Origin of the sequence: Amycolatopsis nivea, from assembly GCF_004522235.1 — a bacterium.
In the GTDB taxonomy this organism is placed as follows: domain Bacteria; phylum Actinomycetota; class Actinomycetes; order Mycobacteriales; family Pseudonocardiaceae; genus Amycolatopsis; species Amycolatopsis nivea.
Map to the genome: position 1 here is coordinate 35,499 of NZ_SDLT01000013.1, position 20,321 is coordinate 55,819.

Annotated in this window: 3 protein-coding genes and 2 pseudogenes; all 5 read right to left on the reverse strand. The window is 72.6% G+C overall.

Going from position 1 to position 20,321, the window contains the following annotated elements; all coding sequences use genetic code 11:
• Positions 1-3: 3 nt before the first annotated feature.
• Positions 4-4,779 (reverse strand): type I polyketide synthase, encoded by a 4,776-nt coding sequence (locus EIZ44_RS17475; protein ID WP_439098605.1) that lies wholly within the window; start codon positions 4,777-4,779, stop codon positions 4-6.
• Positions 4,764-10,001, reverse strand: a pseudogene (locus tag EIZ44_RS17480) (type I polyketide synthase); the annotation flags it as partial. The pseudogene EIZ44_RS17480 and the gene EIZ44_RS17475, both read right to left, overlap by 16 nt.
• Before the next feature lie 247 nt (positions 10,002-10,248).
• Positions 10,249-11,145 carry a nucleotide disphospho-sugar-binding domain-containing protein gene (locus EIZ44_RS17485; RefSeq protein ID WP_043836761.1) on the reverse strand — a complete coding sequence of 299 codons (897 nt, stop codon included), beginning with the start codon at positions 11,143-11,145 and terminating at the stop codon, positions 10,249-10,251.
• Positions 11,146-11,288: 143 nt separating this feature from the next.
• The gene (locus EIZ44_RS17490; RefSeq protein WP_134729760.1) at positions 11,289-11,705 is read right to left on the reverse strand and encodes a DUF1707 domain-containing protein; all 417 of its coding nucleotides are present in this window, start codon (positions 11,703-11,705) and stop codon (positions 11,289-11,291) included.
• A gap of 251 nt (positions 11,706-11,956) precedes the next feature.
• Positions 11,957-20,173 (reverse strand): annotated as a pseudogene (locus EIZ44_RS17495) (beta-ketoacyl synthase N-terminal-like domain-containing protein); the annotation flags it as partial.
• Positions 20,174-20,321: the final 148 nt, after the last annotated feature.

A 20,321-nucleotide genomic window follows, 5' to 3' on the forward strand; every position in this document is an offset into this window, starting at 1 on the left:
CGCTCAGGCGCCGAGCTCGTTGTCGATGAGGGCGAACAGCTCGTCCGTGGTCGCGGTTTGCAGGACGTCGGCGGCCTTGGTGCCGGCCAGGGTCTGGTGCAGGGCGGTCACCATCGCCTGCAGGCGGACGACGATCCGGGACCGGTCGATCTCCGCGGCGTCCAGAGCGGACGCGACCGCCTCGAGCCGGTCCAGTTCCGCCTCCAGCGGGACCGCCGCTTCGCCGCCGCCCAGCTGGGTCCACAGATGCTCGGCGAGCGCCTGCGGGTTGACGTGGTCGAACGCGACGGTGGCCGGGAGCTTGAGGCCGGTGGCGGCCCCGAGCCGGTTGCGCAGGTCGACCGCGGTGACCGAGTCGAACCCGAGTTCCTTGAACGCGCGGGCCGGTTCGACCGCCGAGCCGTTGTCGTATCCGGCGACCACGGCGACCTGGCCGCGGACCAGCTCCAGCAGCGTCCGCTGCTGTTCGGCGGGCGTCAGCGAGGCGAGCTTCCCCTTCAGGTCGCCGGTGTCCTCGACCGGGCCGGTCTCCTCCTCGGCGACCTCGGCCAGCGCGCGCAGCAGCGGCCGCGGCCGGGCGAGCTGGTACACCGGGGCGAACGCGGTCCAGTCGATGTCGGCGACCACCAGGTGGGTCTCGTCGCGGTCCAGCGCCTGGCCCAGTGCCTCGGCCGCGAGTTCCGGGGCCATCTCGGCCAGGCCGATGCGGCGCAGCAGGTCGCTCGCTTCGGCGTCGACCATGCCCCCGCCGCCCCACGAGCCCCACGCGACCGCGGTCGCGGTGCGTCCCGCGGCGCGGCGACGGCGGGCGAGCGCGTCGAGGTAGGCGTTGCCCGCGGCGTAAGCGGGCTGACCGGAGGTGCCCCACACGGCGGCACCGGAGGACATCAGCACGAACGCGTCCAGCTCGGTGTCGCCCAGCAGCTCGTCGAGCAGCGCCGCGCCGGTGATCTTGGCGCGGGTGGCGGCGGCGAACTCCGCGGGCGTGACGTCGGCAAGGGCCGGCTCGTCGGTCAGCACACCCGCGGCGTGCACCACGGCCGTCGGCGGGTGCTCGGCCAGCAGCGCCGCGAGCGCCTGCTTGTCGGTGACGTCGCAGGCCGCGACCGTGACGCGGGTGCCAGCCAGCTCTTCGACCAGCTCCCGCGCGCCTTCAGCGTCGAGACCGCGGCGGCTGGTGAGCACGAGGTGCTCGGCGCCCCGTCCGGCCAGCCAGCGGGCGACGTGCGCGCCGACCGCGCCCGTGCCGCCGGTGACCAGCACCGTTCCCCGCGGCTTCCACTCCGCGTCGGTCGCGGGCAGCGGAGCGCGGACCATGCGCCGGGCGAACACCCCGGACGGCCGGATCGCGACCTGGTCCTCGTTGTCCGTTCCGGACACCACGGCGGCCAGCCGCGCGGCGTCCGCGGGGCCCTCGACGTCGACCAGGCCGCCCCAAGCGGCGGGCTGGTCGAGCGCGACGACCGTGCCGAGTCCCCACACCGCCGCGGCGGCCGGGTCGGCGTCGGAGAAGGCGTCCACCGCGACCGCACCACGGGTGACCACCCACGCCGGGGCGTCAACCCCGGTGTCGCGCAAGGCTTGCAGCAGCGCGACGGTGCCGGCGACCGGAGTGGTGAGCGCGGGGTGCTCCGCGTGTTCGCGGGTGTCGAGCGCGAGCAACGACAGCACGCCGTCAAACGGCCGCACCGCGGTCGCCTCGGTGAGCTGCCCGGCCAGTTCGGCGCGGTCCGCCGTCGCGATCACCCGGACGACGTCGCCCTGCGCGGCGAGTGCATCAGCCAGCTCGGCCGCTTCCGGAACGTCGGCGGGGACGACGACCAACCAGGTCCCGGCCAGTTCGCCCGCGACGCTCACCGGCGCCCAGGAGACTCGGTAGCGCCAGGATTCTATTGTGGACAGATCGGTGCGGCGGCCGTGCCAGGCGGCCAATGCAGGGACGACCTCGGCCAGCGGGGCGGGTTCGACGCCGAGCCGGGTGGCGAGCGCGTCGACGTCGCCCGCGGCGATGTCCTGCCAGAAGTCCTGGTCGGCGACTTGGGCTCCGGTCACCGGCACCGCCGCGGCCTCTTCTTCGTGCCAGAAACGCTTGTGCTGGAACGGATACGTCGGCAGTTCCACGAGCTGTGCGCCGGGAACCAGCGAGGCCCAATCCGCCGCGCCGCCGCGGACCGAGTGCTCGGCCAGCGAGGTCGCGAACCGGGTCAGACCGCCTTCGTCGCGGCGCAGGGTCCCGGTGACGGAACCGTTGTGGCCGCCTTCGTCCAGGGTCTCCTGGATGCTCATGGCCAGCACCGGATGCGGGCTGATCTCGATGAATCGCGTGTAACCCGCCTCGGCGAGCTTCGCGACCACCGGCGCGAAGCGGACCGTCGTGCGCAGGTTGGTGAACCAGTACCTGGCGTCCATAGTGGACTCGGTCACCGGCTCCTCGGTCACCGTGGAGGTCATCGCGACCGTCCCCGCGCCGGGGGTGATCGGGGCGAGGTCGGCCAGCAGCCGGTCGGCGAGGTGCTCGACGTGCGCGGAGTGCGACGCGTAGTCCACCGGCACCCGCTTGGCGCGGAAACCCTCCTCGACCAACTGGTCGCGCAACTCGTCAAGGGCGGTGCCGTCGCCGGACAGCACGGCCGACGTGGCGCCGTTGTCCGCGGCCACCGAGATCCGGCCGTCCCAGGCGTCGAGCCGGGAGCCGAGGCCGGAGGCGGGCAGCCCGACGGCGAGCATCCCGCCGCCCCGGCCGCCGAGGACGTCCCCGATCGCCTTGCTGCGCAACGCGACCACGCGAGCACCATCCTCAAGGGACAGTGCACCCGAGACACTCGCGGCGGCGATTTCGCCCTGCGAGTGGCCGATCACCATGTCCGGCTCCACACCGTGCGCCCGCCACAGCGCGGCCAGCGAGACCATCACTGCCCACAGCATCGGCTGCACCACGTCTACGCGGTCGGCGGGCGGAGTGCCGGGTTCGCCGCGCAGCACTGCGAGCACCGACCAGTCCGCGAACTTCCGCAGTTCCGCGTCGCACTCGGCCATCCGCTCGGCGAACACCGGCGACTGCTCCAGCAACGCGGTCGCCATTCCGGTCCACTGCGAGCCTTGGCCGGGGAACACGAACACGGTCTTGCCGCGTGCGTCGGCGGTGCCGGTGACGACGTCCGGGCGCGATCCGCCCGCAGCGAGCGCGCGCAGGGCTTCCGCGGCCTGCTTGGAATCCTGCGCGACAACAACCGCGCGGTGGTCGAGCCGAGCTCGTCCAGTGGCGAGGGTGTGCGCGATGTCGGCGAGCCCGTCGGCCTGACTGTCCACATGGGACGCGATCCGGCCCGCAGCCACGGCGAGCGCGGCCGGGGTCTTCGCCGAGAGCACAAGCGGGTGGACCACCGGTGCGGGCGGTTCTTCCCGTTCCTGGCTCGGTGCCTGCTCCAGGATCACGTGCGCGTTGGTGCCGCTCACGCCGAACGAGGACACGGCCCCGCGGCGCGGCCGGTTCACCTCGGGCCACTCGCGCGGCTCCGTCAGCAGTTCCACCGCGCCCGCGGTCCAGTCGACGTGCGTCGACGGGGTGCCGACGTGCAGCGTCTTCGGCAGCTTGGCGTGCCGCAGCGCCTGCACCATCTTGATCACCCCGGCGACGCCGGCGGCGGCCTGCGGGTGGCCCATGTTCGACTTGATCGAGCCGAGCAGCAGCGGCTCCCCCGTCGTGCGCTGCCCGTAGGTCTCCATCAGCGACTGCGCTTCGATCGGGTCGCCCAACGCGGTTCCGGTGCCATGTGCTTCGACAGCGTCCACATCGGACACGGAAAGCCCGGCGTCGGCGAGCGCCGCCTCGATCACCCGGACCTGCGAGGGGCCGTTCGGAGCGGAGAAGCCGTTGCTCGCGCCGTCCTGATTCACCGCGGAACCGCGCAAGAGCGCGAGGATCTGGTGCCCGTTGCGGCGCGCTTCCGAAACGCGCTCCAGCACGAGCACGCCGACGCCCTCGGCCCACGACGTGCCGTTCGCGTCGTCGGAGAACGACTTGCTGCGGCCGTCCGCGGCCAGACCGCGGCGGCTGGAGAAGTCCACGAACATCTCGGGCGTGCCCATCACGGCGACGCCGCTGACCAGCGCGAGCGTGCAGTCTCCGCGACGCAGTCCCTGGGCGGCCATGTGCAGTGCCACCAGCGAAGACGAGCACGCGGTGTCCACCGACACCGACGGTCCTTCGAGACCGAGCGTGTAGGAAACCTGACCGGACACGAGGCTGCCTTCGGGGCTGCCGCCGCTGTAGTCGTGGTACATCACGCCGGCGAAGACGCCGGTGGGGCTGCCCTTCAGCGCGTGCGGGTCGAGCCCGGCGCGCTCGATGGCCTCCCAGGACGCTTCGAGCAGGATCCGCTGCTGCGGGTCGGCACGACGGGCGTCGCGCGGGCTGATGCCGAAGAACTCCGCGTCGAAATTCGCCGCGTCGTAAAGGAAACCGCCGTGGCGCGTGTAGGTCTTGCCGGGCCGCTCGGGCGTCGGGTCGTAGACGCCCTCGATGTCCCAGCCGCGGTCGGCCGGGAACTCGCCGATCACGTCGCGGCCCTCGTCGACGACGTCCCACAGGTCGTCCGGCGTCGCGATGCCCCCGGGGTAGCGGCAGCTCATGCCGATGATCGCGATCGGCTCGGTGTCGCGCGCCTCCAGCTCGTGCAGCCGGCGGCGGGCCTGCTTGAGATCGGCCGTCGCACGCTTCAGGTAGTCGCGGAGCTTGTCCTCGTTGCTCATGGTCTGCCCGTTCATGAGATGCCCAATTCGTCGTCCAGCACGGCAAACAGCTCGTCGTCGGTGGCTTCGTCCAGACCGGCTTCGGTTTCGGCTCCCGCGTGCGCGTCGGTCCACTTGCGCACCAGGGCGTCCAGTCGCGCGGCGACCTTCGCGGTCGAGCCGTTCAGCGTTCCGGCCGCGCCGCCGAGGAGGGTTTCCAGGCGGTCGATCTCGGTCAGCAGCGGCTCGGCGGCGCCGCGGGCCGGGCCGAGCAGCTCGTGCAGGCGCCGGGCGAGCGCGGCGGGCGTCGGATGGTCGAACACGATGGTCGCGGTCAGCTTGAGACCGGTCAGCGCGCCGAGCTGGTTGCGCAGCTCGACCGAGGTGAGCGAGTCGAACCCCATTTCCTGGAAGGCCCGCTCGGGCTCGACGGACGCGGCCGAGGCGAAGCCCAGCACCGCCGCGACCTGCTCGGCCACCACGTTCAGGAGGTAGGCCTCGCGCTCGGACTCGGGCAGCGTGCCCAGCCGGGCGGCGACCGCAGCTCCGGAGCGGGCGGCCGGGCGGCGGCTCGGCGCGGGCCGCACGAGCCCGCGCAGGACCGGCGGAAGAGCGTCGCTGCGGGCGCGCAGCGACGCGAGGTCGAGCTTCACCGGCGCGAGCACGGCGTCCTCGGCGGTGAGGCAAGCGTCGAGCAGGGCGAGGGCTTCCTCGGTGGCCATCGGCGGCGTGCCGAGGCGGCGCAGCCTACGGAAGTCGGCCTCGTCCAGCTCGCCTGCCATGCCGCCGTCCTCGGCCCAGGCACCCCAGGCCAGTGCCGTCGCCGCGAGCCCTCGGGCCTGGCGGTGGCGAGCCAGCTCGTCCAGGTAGGCGTTGGCGGCGGCGTACCCGGCCTGACCTGCGGCGAGGACGGTGCTCGCGGCCGAGGAGAACAGGACGAACGCGGCCAGGTCGCCGGTCAGCTCGTGCAGATTCCACGCGCCGTCGACCTTGGGGGCGAAGACGCGGTCGAGTTCGTCGTCGGCGAGGGCCTCGACCCGGCCGGCGGCGGGGACGCCCGCGGCGTGCAGGACGGCGGTCAGCGGCGCTTCGGCCGGGATCGCGTCGAGCAGCGACCGCACGGACGCCGCGTCGGTGACGTCGCAGCTCGCGATCGTCACCTCGCCGCCCAGCTGCCGGAGTTCTTCGCGCAACTCGGCCGCGCCGGGCGCGTCGGCACCCCGGCGGCTGGTGAGCAGCAGGCGGCGCACGCCGTGGCGCGTCACCAGGTGCTTCGCGACGACCGCGCCGAGCCCGCCGGTGCCGCCGGTGATGAGGACGGTCCCGTCCGGGTTCCAGTTCAGCTCCCCGGCTGGCGGGGACGCCGGGGTCAGGCGCGGCACGAGAACCTTGCCGCCGCGGACGGCGGTTTCCGGTTCCCCGGTGGCCAAGGCGGCTTCGGCGGTGCCGTTCCCGTCGAGGTCGACGAGCGCGAAGCGGCCCGGGTTCTCGGCTTCGGCCGCCCGCACCAGGCCCCACACCGGAGCGAGGACCGGGTCGACGTCCTCGCCGTCGACCGCTACCGCGCCGCGCGTGACCACGGCCAAGCGGGTCTCGCCGTCCTCGGCGAGCAGTTCCCGGACGGCGGTAAGCACCTGTCGCGTGACCGTGCGGGCAGCTTCGGGCGGCGGACCGTCCGGAGTGGACACCTCCAGCACCTTCGCGCCCGCGGTGTTCCCGTTGTTCCCGGCGGGTTCCCACTCCACCCGGAACAGCGAGTCCCGGGTCGACGCCAGCTTGTCCAGCGAGATCGGCCGCGCGGCAAGGGATTCGACGGACAGCACGGGTGAGCCCGCGTCGTCGGCGATCCGCAGCGTGATGGTGTCCGGACTGGTCGGCGAGACGTGCACCCGCAACGCCGCAGCTCCCGCGCGGTGCAGGGTGGTGCCGCTGAAAGCGAACGGCAGCATCGGCTTCGCTTCGCCGTCCTCGGGTGCCGGGCCGAGCAGCTGGGCGTGCATCGCCGCGTCGAGCAGCGCCGGGTGCAGACCGTAGCCGACGGCGTCGGCGGCGTCGGGCAGGACGACGTCGGCGTACACGTCGTCGCCGTCGCGCCACATCGCCCGCAGGCCCTGGAACGCGGTGCCGTAGTCGTAGCCCAGCTCCGCGAGCCGCTCGTACGGGTCAGCCAGCTCGACCTCGACGGCGCCGGCCGGCGGCCACTCGGCCAAGTCGAACGAGGGCGGCTCCGCCTCGGTCCCGGCGAACCCCTCGGCGTGCCGGATCCAGGCGTCCTGGCCGTCGGGTCGCGAGTGGACGGCGATCCGGCGGCGGCCGTCGTCCTCGGCGTCCACCGAAACCTGGATCGCCGCGCCCGCGCCCTCGGCGAGGGTCAGCGGGGCGTGCAGCGTCAACTCCTCGATCCGGGAGCAGCCCGCTTCGTCGGCGGCGCGCTGCGCCAGTTCGAGGAAAGCCGTGCCGGGCAACAGGATCGTGCCGAGGACGACGTGGTCGGCGAGCCACGGCGCGGTGCTGGTCGACAGTCGGCCGGTCAGCACGAGCGTGTCCGAGTCCGGGACCCGCACGACGGCGCTCAGCACGGGGTGTCCAGCGGGCTCCTGGCCGTGGTCCGCGACGTCCCCGGCGGCGATGGTGGCCGGTGCCCAGTAGCGGGTGCGGCGGAACGAGTAGGTGGGCAGCGCGACTCGGCGGGCACCGGCGTAGAACGCGGACCAGTCCACGGGAATCCCCCGGGCGTGCAGAGTCGCGAGCGCGGTGACGACGGTGTGGGCTTCGGCGCGGTCCTTGCGCTGAGCCGGGACGAAGGCAAGCGCGTCGTCATCCAGTGCGGTCCGCGCGGCGGCGGTGAGCACCGCGGACGGTCCGATCTCAACGAACGTCCGGACGCCTTCGCTGGCCAGCGTGCGCACGCCGTCGTGAAACCGGACGGCCGCGCGGACCTGGTGCACCCAGTACTCCGGGGTCGTGAGATCGGCGTCGGCCGAGACCGTCGAGACGATCGGGATCGCAGGCGCGGAATAGGAAAGCTTCTTCGCGACGGAGGCGAACTCGGCGAGCATCGGCTCCATCAGCGGCGAGTGGAAAGCGTGCGAGACACGGAGCTTCGAGGTCTTGCGGCCCTCGAACTGAGCGGCGACCGCGGCGGTTCCTTCTTCGGTACCGGAAACCACGAGCGCGTCCGGGCCGTTGATCGCGGCGATGCTCACCTCGTCCGTGAGCAACGGCGTCACCTCGGCTTCGGTGGCCTGGATCGCGACCATCGCGCCGCCCGCGGGCAGGGCCTGCATGAGCTTCGCGCGCGCGGCGACCAACGTGCAGGCATCGCGCAGCGAGAGAATTCCGGCGACGTGCGCCGCGGCCAGCTCACCGATCGAGTGCCCGAGGAGGAAGTCCGGACGCACGCCCCAGGTTTCCAGCAGCCGGAACAACGCGACCTCGACGGCGAACAGCGCCGGCTGCGTGAAGCCGGTCTGCTGCAGTGCTTCCTCGTCTTCGAGAACCGTCCTCAGTGGATGGTCCAGGTGCTGGTCCAGTTCGGCGGCGACGGCGTCGAGCGCCTCGGCGAAGGCCGGGTACTGCTCGGCGAGCGCCAGGCCCATCCCGGCGCGCTGGGCACCCTGACCGGTGAACAGGAACGCCATGCGGCCGTTGCCCCGCCGATCGCGCACTACGCCGGGCGCGTCGGCGCCCTCGGCGAGCGCGTTCAGCCCGGCAAGCAGCTCCGCGTGGTCGGCACCGACGACGACGGCCCGGTGGTCCAGCGCCGAACGTGTTGTGGCGAGGGAGAAACCCATGTCGGCAGGCGAACCTTCGGTATCGACGTGCTCGGCGAGCCGCTGCGCTTGTGCGGCAAGGGTGTCCGCCGAGTCGGCCGACACCGGCCACGCGACGACCGGCAGCGCGAGCGGGGTCGTCGGCTCCTCCGAGGCAGCCTCGGCCTGCTCAACGATCACGTGGGCGTTCGTGCCGCTGATGCCGAACGACGACACCGCGCCACGTCGCGGCCGGGAAACCTCGGGCCACGCACGGGACTCGGTGAGCAGCTCGACCTTGCCCGCCGACCAGTCGACGTGCGGCGAGGGCGCGTCCACGTGCAGGGTCTTCGGCAGCACGCCGTGGCGGATGGCCTGCACGACCTTGATCACGCCGCCGACGCCCGCGGCGGCCTGCGCGTGCCCGATGTTCGATTTGAGCGAGCCGAGCCAGAGCGGCTCGCCCGCTGCTTCGGAGCGCTGACCGTAGGTCGCCAGCAGGGCCTGCGCCTCGATCGGGTCGCCCAGCTTCGTCCCGGTGCCGTGTCCTTCGACCAGGTCGACGTCCGAAGTGGACAGTCCGGCCGATTCGAGCGCCTGCTGGATGACCCGCTGCTGCGCCGGTCCGTTGGGGACGGTGAGCCCGCTGGAGGCACCGTCCGAGTTCACCGCGCTGCCGCGCACCACGGCGAGCACGTCGTGACCGAGCCGGCGGGCGTCGGACAGCCGCTCGACAACGAGCACGCCGACGCCCTCGCCCCAGCCGGTGCCGTCGGCGCTCGCGGCGAACGCTTTGCAGCGGCCGTCGTCCGACAGGCCGCGCTGCTCGGCGAAGTCCACGAACGTCCCGGGCGTGGCCATCACCGTGACCCCGCCGACGAGAGCCAACGCGCAGTCCCCGCGGCGCAGCGCCTGGGCGGCCCAGTGCAGCGCGACGAGCGAGGACGAGCACGCGGTGTCCACCGTCACCGCCGGGCCCTCCAGCCCGAGCGCGTACGCGACCCGGCCGGAGACGACGCTGCCAGCGGCTTCGTGGCCGAGGTAGTCGTGGTACATCACCCCGGCGAACACACCGGTGTTGCTGCCGCGCAACGTCTCCGGCACGATGCCGGCCCGCTCCAGCGCGGTCCAGGACGTCTGCAGCAGCAGCCGCTGCTGCGCGTCCATCGCCCGTGCCTCGCGCGGCGAGATGCCGAAGAACTCGGGGTCGAACTCGGCGGCGTCGTAGAGGAAGCCTGCCTCGCGGGTGTTCGTGGTGCCGGGCCGCTCGCCCGAAGGGTCGTAGAGCGCGTCCAGCGCCCACCCGCGGTCGGCCGGGAACGGGCCGATGGCGTCGGTGCCGGTCGCCACCAGCTCCCACAGGTCTTCCGGGGAAGCGACGCCGCCGGGGTAGCGGCAGTCCATGCCGACGATCGCGATCGGCTCGGTCTCGGCCTCCCGCGCGTCCCGCAGCGCCTGCTTCGCCTCGCGCAGTTCCGCGGTGGCGCGCTTGAGGTAACCGAGCAGCTTGCCCTCGTTTTCCGTGCTCACGTCATTGCCCCCAGTCCGGCGCGGGCGAAGCAGAAATTGGCACTCACGTAATCGACCGCCTCGGGAAGTTGCCGCGATTTCCAGGTGATTCCGGGAAAAACGCTATCCAGATGTGGTGCCCCGTCCCACCCCTAACCGGCGGAGTCCGGGGTCGGCGACCGGCGGACATGCGGGAGGGCCGCCCTGCGGGAAATTCATTCCCTCAAGGCGGCCCTCACGGACTTCTGCGGTGCGGTCAGCGAATCAGTTCGTCCACCACGGTGCGCGGGGCGGGCAGTGCCGCGATCTCTTCCTGCAACGCCTTCGCGGCGCGGCCGAGCTCCTCATCGGCCGTCAGCGTGCGGGCCGCTTCGCTGGAGCCGGTCTTCCCGGCGCCGGCCGCAGCGATGCGCGCGGTGATCGCCGATTCGGCAAGGGAAAGCTGGGGCAGGCCGTGCGCTGCCGCCGCGAGCGCGAGGGCCGCGTCGCCGTCGTGGATGACCGCGGCGCACGTCGGCAACAGCGCGGCCGGCGGCACGGAGTCGACCAGCCGAGCGTTGGCCGGCAGCGTGACCCCCTCCGGCACGCGGGCCGAGCAGACGAGTTCGAAGTCCGCTCCCGCGACCGCGTCGAACAGCGGGCCGAACAGCGTTTCGTCGGTGAGGGAAAGCAGAACGCGACTGCGCCGTGCCTTGCGGCGCAACCAGTTCGGCACCACCACGGGACCAAAGTAAGGAACGTGCCGCACCGCTCGCACGGCTGTTTCACCGGTCCGCAGCGACGGCGGCACGGTGTCCAAAGTGACGTCTGCGGTGTCGTCCGCGTCCGGCTCGTCCAGTGCGCCGAGGACGCGGACGGCGACGGCTCCGACCGCTCGCGCGGCGGCCGTTCCCGCCGGGGCGAGGGCGTCGGAGACCACGACCTGGGGGCGCCACAACTCGGCGAACTCGGTCAAGGCCGCGGACTCGGCGAGCGCCTCTTCGGTGCCGTTTTCCAGCTCGACGGCCACGCAACTGGTGCGGAGGATCTCCTCGGTGAACGAAGGACGTCCGGCGATTTTCACGTCATGGCCCGCCGTCCGCAATGCCCACGCGAGTGGCGCGAGATTGTGCAGCCGGGCGGGCGAAGACGGGGCGGCCATGAGCACACGCATGGAATCCACTCCAGGAAAAGGAAACCGGGCACGCCCGGCGCGAATGGTTGATCCGAGATTAACCGCGCCGGAGATGCCCCAGTACCCCTATTGCGCAGCCGATCAGGGACACCCCGGTCGTGCTTCGCCGTCGACGGCCGGCCTTATCCGCCCGTCCCGGACACCGCGCGCAGGCGGCGATCCCACTCGCGCGCGGCCCACACGCCGCCCGCGAGCACGCCGCCGCCGAACAGCACCCAGAGCAGCCACGACGGGTCCCAGTCCCCGTTGAGGACGCCGTCCAGCAGCCAGATCACGATGTGGACGACGCTGACGAGCAGCCACAGCGCGATCGCGACCCGCGGCGCCGCCTCGAGCGCGGGCGGGATGACGTCCCCGGTTTGTCCGGCGACCGCGACCCGCAGCGCGGCTTGCGTGGTCGCGGTTTGGACGCGCGCCAGCCGCCGGGCCGCCTCGGCGACGTCGTACTCGCCTTGCGAGCGGGCGTGCTCGATCTCGGTGGCCGCCAGTTTCCGGTCCAGCTCGGTGACCCGGCCCGCGAACCGGCGGGTCGCGTTCACGACAGCGGACCTTCGGCCAGAACGCGTTCCGGCGCGGGCTTGGATGCCGCCACGACCATTCCCGTAGCCTCTCAGCTTGATTAGTGTATGGCTTGCACAGTTTACTCGAAGGGCGCTGCGGAGCGGAAGGCGGCAGCTGGGCACGATCGGGTCGGCCTCCGGTGACGCTCGGCGTGCAGCGCCGTTTCCGCGCGCGGAAACGGCGGAGGCACCCCGCCGAACGGGGCACCTCCGCCGCCTGAGTTACGCGGCTACCGCGAGCCGAGCCACTCCTCCACCGCCTGCGCCGTCGTCGCCGAACTGCTCTCGACCAGGCTGAAGTGGTCGCCCGGGACGACCGCGGTGTCGTCGGACAGGCTCCAGGCCGTCCGCCACGCCTCCGAATCCCCGGTCACGGCCTCGCCCGCGTCGAACCGGTCCTCCGGGCGCACCAGCAGGCTCGGCGCCGCGATCTTGGGCAGGGTCACCTCGGGAAGCACCTCCAGGTACTTGGCGAGCGCGGTCAGCTTGGTCCGGTCGTACGGCCCGTACCGGTCCTCGTTCGCGAGCAGCCCGGAGACCAGGCCGAGGGTGGCCTCGTCCCGTTCTGCCTGGTCGCTGCGCTGCATGTCCTCGCCGCCGGCCGCGTAGGTGTCCAGCAGGACGACCGCGGCCGGGCCGGTGCCCGATTCCTCCAGCCTGCCCGCGATGGCGTGCGCGAAGATCCCCGCCGACGAGTAGCCCAGCAACGCGAACGGCTCGTCGCCCACGGCCTTGCGGACGCTCTCGGTGAGCACGTCCACGATGGCCTCGGCCGACTCGGGCAGCAGCTCGCCCGCTAGGAATCCCGGCATCGGCAACGCCGACAGCGTGCGCACGCCGCGGAAGTGCGAGGCGAACCGCGCGTACTGGTACGCGCCGCCCATCGCCGCCGGGGTGGACAGGCACAGCAGGTGCGGCTGCTTCGGTCCTTCGGCCATCCGGACCGGTGCCGGGAGCTGGTCGATGTCGGCCGACGACCGGAACGACTTCCGCAACCGGGCCGCCGCGCTCAGCAAGCCGATCCCGTCCTCCGTCTGTCCCGAACGGACCGCTTCGGTGAACATCTGCTTGAGCCCGTCGGAAGCCGGGTCCTCCGGCGAAGCGCCCGCACCGTCCAATTCGGACAGCAAGTGGACGGTCAGCGCCATCGGGTTCTGGTGGTCGAAGATGACCGTCGGGGACACGCTCAGCCCGGTGGCCTCGTTGAGGCCGTTGCGCAGGCCCACCGCGGTCACCGAGTCGAAGCCCGATTCGAGGAAATGCCGGTTCGGGTCGACCTCGGCGGAGTCGGTGTAACCGAGCACGGCCGCGGTGTGTTCGAGCACGACCTCCAGGAGGATTTTCTCGCGCTGCGCCTGGGTTTGCCCGGCCAGCCGCTTGCGGAGCGCGTCCGGGTCGGCCGCGACGCCGGCGCTCGCCGCGCGGCGCACCCGGACCGGACCGGCCTTGACGGCTTCCACCGGCGCGGCAACGGTTTCGCGCACCTCGGTGACAGGACGCACCGTCACGGCCTCGATCGAGGCCACCGGCTTGCCCGCCTGGTCGGCCAGCGTCACCGCGACCGCGTCCTCGCCGACCGGGGTCATCCGCACGCGCAGCTTCGCCGCCGAGGTGGCGTGCAGTTCGACGCCCGCCCACGCGACCGCGAGTCCCGGCTCGCCGCCAGGCAGCAGACCGAACGCCTGGATCGCGGCGTCCAGCGCGGCCGGGTGCAGGCCGAACCGACTGGCCTGCTGGCTCGTCTCCTGCCCGAGGCTCACCTCGGCGAACACCTCGTCGCCCCGACGCCAGCCCGCGCGCAGGCCCTGGAACGCGGGGCCGTGGCTGAGCCCTCCGTCTGCCGGTGCCTCGTATCGCACCGACACCGGCTCGGCGGCGGGCGGCCACTCCTCGAGCCCTTCCGGCCGGGCCGTCCCGCCGGTCAGCGATCCGGTCGCGTGCCGGGTCCATCCGGCGATCGGGTCGTCCGGACGCGAATACACCGTCAGCGACCGCGCGCCGTCCTCGTCCCGAGCGCCGACCACGGCCTGCACCTGCACCTTGCCGCGTTCCGGCAGCACGAGCGGCGTGTGCACGACCAACTCCTCGACCCGCGAGCAGCCCGCTTCGTCACCGGCGCGGACGGCGATCTCGACGAAAGCCGCGCCCGGCACCATGATCTCGCCGCCCACGGTGTGTTCGGCCAGCCACGGGTGGGTCCCGGCGGAGAGCCGTCCGCTGAGCACGATGCCGTCCGAGTCCGCCAGCCACATCGCCGCGCCGACGAGCGGGTGCCCGGTCGACTCGAGTCCGGTGACGCCCAGGTCGCCGCTCGACCTGATCGCCTCCATGTCGACATCCGGCCAGTACCGCTTGCGGTGGAACGCGTACGGCGGCACCGGCACCCGCCGCACCTGCAGGCCCGCGAACAGGCGCGTGCCGTCGAGGGCGAGACCGTCCACATGCAACTGTCCGGCCGCGCGCAGCACCGCGGCGGTCTCGCCGAGCTCGCCAGGCAGCACAGGCAGTTCGGCGACGTCCTCGCCGGGTCCGGTCAGGCACGGCCGCACGTCGTGCGCGAGCGCGCCGCCGGGGCCGAGGTCCACGAACCGGTTCACCCCGGCCGCTTCGAGGCTGCGGACCGCGTCGAGGAAACGGACCGGCTCCCGCAAAGTGGCGACCCAGTGCGCGGGATCGGACAGTTCGTCCCCGGCCAGGGCTCCGGTCACCGTTGAGACGACCGGCACGCGCGGGGTGCCGTACGACAGTTCGCCAGCGATCTCGGCCAGTTCCGCCAGGACCTCGTCCATCCGCGGCGAGTGCGCCACTTCCTCCTCGCTCGCCTCGACCATCGCGCCGCCGGGCATTTCCTCGAGCAGCTGCGCACGGCTGGCGACCAGTTTGACCGCGTCGGGCAGCGAAAGCACGCCCGCGACGTGCGCGGCGGCCACCTCGCCGCCGGAACGGCCCAGCACGTAGTCGGGCCGCTGCCCCCAGAATTCGAGCAGCCGGAACAGGGCGACCTGCACGGTGAACAGCGCCGCTTGCGTGAACGACATCCGCGCGAGCTGTTGCGCGTCCACCGAACCCTCCTCGGCGAACAGGACGTCCAGCAGCGGCCGGTCCAGGTACGCCGCGAACTTCTCGCTCACGTCGGTGAATTCCCGGGCGAACGCGGGGAAGGCCGCGCAGAGGTCCTTGCCGCTGCCGGGCCGGACGGCGGCGTTGCCCGCGAACAGGAACGCCGTCTTCGCACCCGCCCGGACGCTGCCGCGCAGCACCGTGGCGGCGGGTTCGTCGTTCGCCAGCGCGGCGAGCCCCGCGAGCAGTTCCTGCCGGTCCGTACCGACCACAACGGCACGGTGCGGGGCCGGGGCGCGGAAAGTGGCCAGCGAGTACGCGACGTCCGCCAGACCGGGTTCGTCACCGGCGGTCAGCCGGGACAGCAGTCGCTCCGCCTGCAACGGCAGAGCTTCCTTGCTGCGCGCGGAAAGCAGCAGCGGCAACGGCCCGTGCGACTCGGGTGCCGCGGGCTCGTCCTTCTCCCGCGCGGGCGCCTGCTCGATGATCACGTGCGCGTTGGTGCCGCTGTATCCGAACGAGGAGACCCCGGCGCGGCGCGGACGTCCGGCGTCCGGCCACGGGATGGTTTCCGCCAGCAGCCGGACCTGGCCCGCCGACCAGTCGACCTGCGTGGTCGGGTTGTCCGCGTACCGGGTCATCGGCAGCTGCTCGTTCCGCAGCGCCATCACCATTTTGATGACGCCGGCGACCCCGGAAGCGGCTTGGCTGTGGCCGATGTTCGACTTGACCGAGCCCAGCCACAGCGGGCTGTCGCCGGGCCGGTCCTGCCCGTAGACCGACAGCAGCGCGCGCGCCTCGATCGGGTCGCCGAGGGTGGAGCCGGTCGCGGACGCCTCGACAATGTCCACATCGGACGGTTTCAACCCGCCGAGCGCGAGCGCCTTGCGGATCACGCGTTCCTGCGAGGATCCGCTGGGCGCGGTCAGCCCGTTGGACGCGCCGTCCTGGCCCACCGCGCTCGACCGGATCACCGCGAGGATCTCGCGGCCGTCGCGCACGGCGTCCGAAAGGCGCGCGACCACGAGGACGCCGACGCCTTCGGACCAGCCGATGCCGTCCGCGTCCGCGGAGAACGACTTGGACCGGCCGTCGGCCGCGGTGCCGCCGGAATCGAAGTGGGCGAACGGGCTCGGCGAGGTGAGCGCCGAAACGCCGCCGATCAGCGCGAGCGAGCAGTCGCCCTGGTTCAGCGCCTGGCTCGCGGAGTGCAGTGCCACCAGGGACGACGAGCAGGCCGTGTCGATCGAGACCGACGGCCCCTCCAGGCCGAGCGCGTAGGACACGCGGCCGGAGACCACGCTGCCGAGCACGCCGGTGCTGCGGAACAGGCCGTTGGTCTCCAGGTCGCCGGCGGGCCCGGGGTCGTAGTCGGACTTCATGACCCCGGCGAACACGCCGGTGTCGCTGCCCTTGAGCGAAACCGGGTCGATCCCGGCCCGCTCCAGCGCCTCCCAGCAGGTCTCCATCAGCATCCGCTGCTGCGGCTCGATCATCGGGGCCTCGTTGGGGCCGATCCCGAAGAAGGCCGCGTCGAAGTCGGTGATGTCGTGCACGAACCCGCCCTGCGGCACCCGTCCGCTCGCCTCGACCAGGCCGAGCCAGTAGTCCATGTCCCAGGACCGGTTGGCGGGGAAGGCGGAGATCCCGTCCCCGCCCGACGACGCGAGCTGCCACAGGTCTTCCGGGCTGGCGACCTCGCCGGGGTACCGGCAGGCCATCCCGATGATCGCGATCGGCTCGTCCCCGGCAAGGGCGGTCAGCGTGACCGTCTCCTGCTTGCCGTCCAGCTCGCCGAGCAGCGACTGGTACAGGTGCTCGGCCAGCTCCGCCGCGGTCGGGAAGTCGAACACGAGGGTGGGCGGCAGGGACAGCCCGGTGGCCGCGCCGAGCTGGTTGCGCAGTTCGACGGCGAGCAGCGAGGTGAAGCCGAGGTCGTTGAACGCGCGGTCGACGTCGATGAGGTCCGCCGAGTCCTGGTCGAGCACCGCGGCGATGGTGGCGAGGACGACCCCGCGCACGGCCTTGAGCCGTTCGGTGGCGGGAAGCGCGAGCAGCTTGCCCCGCAACGAATCCGGGTCGGCTTCAGCGCTGGCCTGCGTGGCGGTTTCCGGCGCGCTGGCGGCGCGGCGCGCGACCGGTTCCGGCGCGCGGCTGGACTCCCGGCGGGGTGCGGCGGCGCGGACGGCGGCGAGCTGTTCCTCGGAGATCTGCCGCAGCGTCAGCGCTTCGACCGAGGCGACCGGATTCCCCGCCACGTCGGCGAGTTCCAGTGTCACGGTGTCTGGCGCCGTGCGTTGCAACCGCACCCGCGCCGCGGCGGCACCGGAGGCGAACAGCTCGACGCCGGACCAGGTGTACGGGAACGAGATGCCTTCTGCGTCGTTCGCGAGGCCGAGCGCGTGCAGGGCCGCGTCGAGCACGGCGGGGTGCAGTCCGAAGCCCGCCGCGTCCCGCTTGGCCCGTTCGGGCAGGCTCACCTCGGCGAAGATCTCGTCCGCACCGCGCCACGCGGCCCGCAAGCCGCGGAACACCGGTCCGTAGTCCAGGCCGCGGTCCGCCATTTCCTCGTACAGGTCCGCGAGTTCCAGCTGCTCGGCTTCGGCGGGCGGCCAGGAAGCCGGTGCGAAGGACGCCGCGCCGCTCGCGGCGGCCAGCACCCCGCTGGCGTGCCGGGTCCACGTTCCTTCGCCGGTCAGGTCGTCGGTGCGCGAGCTGATCACGAACGAGCGCGCGCCGGACGCGTCGGGGGCGGTGACGTTGACCTGGATTCGGACGCCGCCTTCCGCGGGCAGCGCCAGCGGCTCCTGCAGGGTCAGCTCCCGCAGCCGGGAGCAGTCCACCCGGTCCCCCGCGCGGATGGCGAGTTCCACGAAACCCGTGCCGGGGAAGAGGATCGAGCCGCCCATCGCGTGGTCGGCCAGCCAGGGGTGGGTGCTGACGGAGACGCGTCCGGACAGCACGACGCCCTCGGAGTCCGCGAGCACGGTGGCCGCGCCCAGCAGCGGGTGGTCCACCGGCTCCAGGCCGAGGGAGACCGGGTCGCCGTAGATCTTGGCCGACTGCATCCAGTACCGCTGCCGTTGGAAGGCGTATGTGGGCAGTTCGGCGAGGCGTGCGCCACGGCCGGCGAAGAAGGCCTGCCAGTCCGGGGACACCCCGTGCGTGTGCAGTGCTCCAACCATGGCGGTCAGGGCTTCCGCGTCCCCGCTCGGCGTCGACACAACGAGGGCGCTCCCGGTCAGGCTTTCCCGCGCGCCTGCGGGTCCGAACTCGACGAACCGGTTCACGCCCTGGGCTTCCAGGTGCCGGATCCCGTCCGCGAAGCGGGCCTTCCCACCGAGCCGCCGGACCCAGTACTCCGGTGAGCGCAGCTCTTCCTCGGTCGCCAGCTCCGTTCCGCCGCCCGGCAGCACGGGGATCTCCGGCTCCGCGTAGGTCAACGGCTCGGCGGCCTTCCGGACTGCGTCGGGTCCGGCGTCGGCGGCCGCCACCAGCGCGGCCGCGTCCGCCAGCGACAGCACACCCGAAACGTGTGCGGCGGTCAGCTCGCCGATTCCGTGCCCGGTAACGAAGTCCGGGGTGATCCCCCACGACTCCAGCAGCCGGAACAACGCCACCTCGACAGCGAACGCGGTGCCGTTCTCGGACAGCGTCGCGCGGGCTTCTTCGTACGCCGTGGCGAACGCGGGGAACGCGGCGCTCAGCTCTTGGCCGAGGCTGTCGGACGCGGTACCGGAGAACAGGAACGCCGTCGACGTCTCGCCGCGGGCAACCCCGTGCACGACCTCGGCGGAAGTCTCCCCCGCGGCGACAGCGGTCAGGCCGCGAACCAGTTCCTCGCGGCCGGTCCCGGTGACCACGACCCGGTGCGGGAACGCCGACCGGCCGGTGGCAAGCGAGTAGCCGATGTCGAGCGGGTCGAGACCTGGATTGCCGTGAACGTGCTCCAGCAGCCGAGCGGCCTGCGCTTGCAGCGACTCCGGGTTCCGGCCGGACAGCACCCACGGGATCGCGCCGCCCGCAGGGGTGTCCGGCTGTTCGACCGCAGTGTCTTCGGGAGCCTCCTCCAGGATGATGTGCGCGTTGGTGCCGCTCATGCCGAAGCCGGACACCGCGGCGAGGCGGGGCCGGTCGGCGCGCGGCCAGTCCGCCGGTTCGGTGAGCAGCTCGACGCCGCCGGACGCCCAGTCCACCCGGTGGTTCGGCTCGTCCACGTGCAACGTCTTGGGCAGCAGGTCGTTGCGCAGCGCGAGCACGACCTTGAGCAGCGAAGCGACCCCCGCCGCCGCCTGGGTGTGCCCGAGGTTCGACTTGATCGAGCCGAGCCGCAGCGGCCGACCGTCCGGTCGTTCCTTGCCGTAGGTCGCCAGCAGTGCCTGCGCCTCCACCGAATCGCCGAGCGGGGTCGCCGTGCCGTGCGCCTCCACGAGGTCGACCTGGTCGCCGGACACCTGGGCGTTGGCCAGCGCCTGGCGGATCACCCGCTGCTGAGCCGGGCCGCGCGGCGACATCATCCCGTTCGAGGCGCCGTTCTGGTTGACCGCGCTGCCGCGGACGACCGCGAGCACCGGGTGGCCGTTGCGGCGCGCGTCCGAAAGCCGTTCCAGCAACAGCATTCCGGCGCCCTCGGACCAGCCGATGCCGTCCGCGGACTCGGAGAACGACCGGCACCGGCCGTCGACCGACAGCGTGTCGTCGACGCTGAACTCGGCGAAAGTCTGCGGGGAGGCCATCACCGTGACCCCGCCGGACAGCGCGAGCGAGCACTCGCCCTGGCGCAGGGCCTGCACCGCCATGTGGAGAGTCACCAGCGAGGACGAGCACGCGGTGTCCACGGTCACCGTGGGCCCTTCGAGACCGAACGCGTAGGCGAGCCGTCCGGACACCACCGCGGAGGAACCGTAGTGGCCCGGGTAGTTGTGGTACATCACCCCGGTGAACACCCCGACCGGGCTGCCCTTCACCGACGCGGGCTGGATCCCGGCCCGCTCGAACGACTCCCAGGTGGTCTCCAGCAGCAGGCGCTGCTGCGGGTCCATCGTGAGCGCTTCCCGCTCGCCGAACCCGAAGAACCCGGCATCGAACTCAGGCGCGTCGTAAAGGAAACCGCCGTGCCGGGTGCGGCTGGCTCCGGGCCGCTCGCCGGTCGGGTCGTAGAGGCGGTCGGTGTCCCAGCCTCGGTCGGTGGGGAATTCGCCGACGACATCGGAGCCGTCGGCCAGCAGCCGCCACAGGTCCTCCGGCGTGCTTACACCGCCGGGAAACCGGCAGGCCATGCCGACGATCGCGATCGGCTCGTGGCCGGCCCCACTGAGCTTCTTGTTCTGCGCGCGAAGACGCTCGGTCTCCTTCAGGGACGCACGGAGGGCGTGAACCAGCTTGTCGTCGGACTTGTTCATTCAGACCTTCTCCTGAGTCGCGTGGTCGTCGGCGCGGTGCGGGCCGGTTCGCCCGGGCACGGCTGCCGGGAGGTCCCCGGGAACGGCTTCGGCGGGGTTTTCCGTGATCGCCCAATGCACCCACCTGACGCCG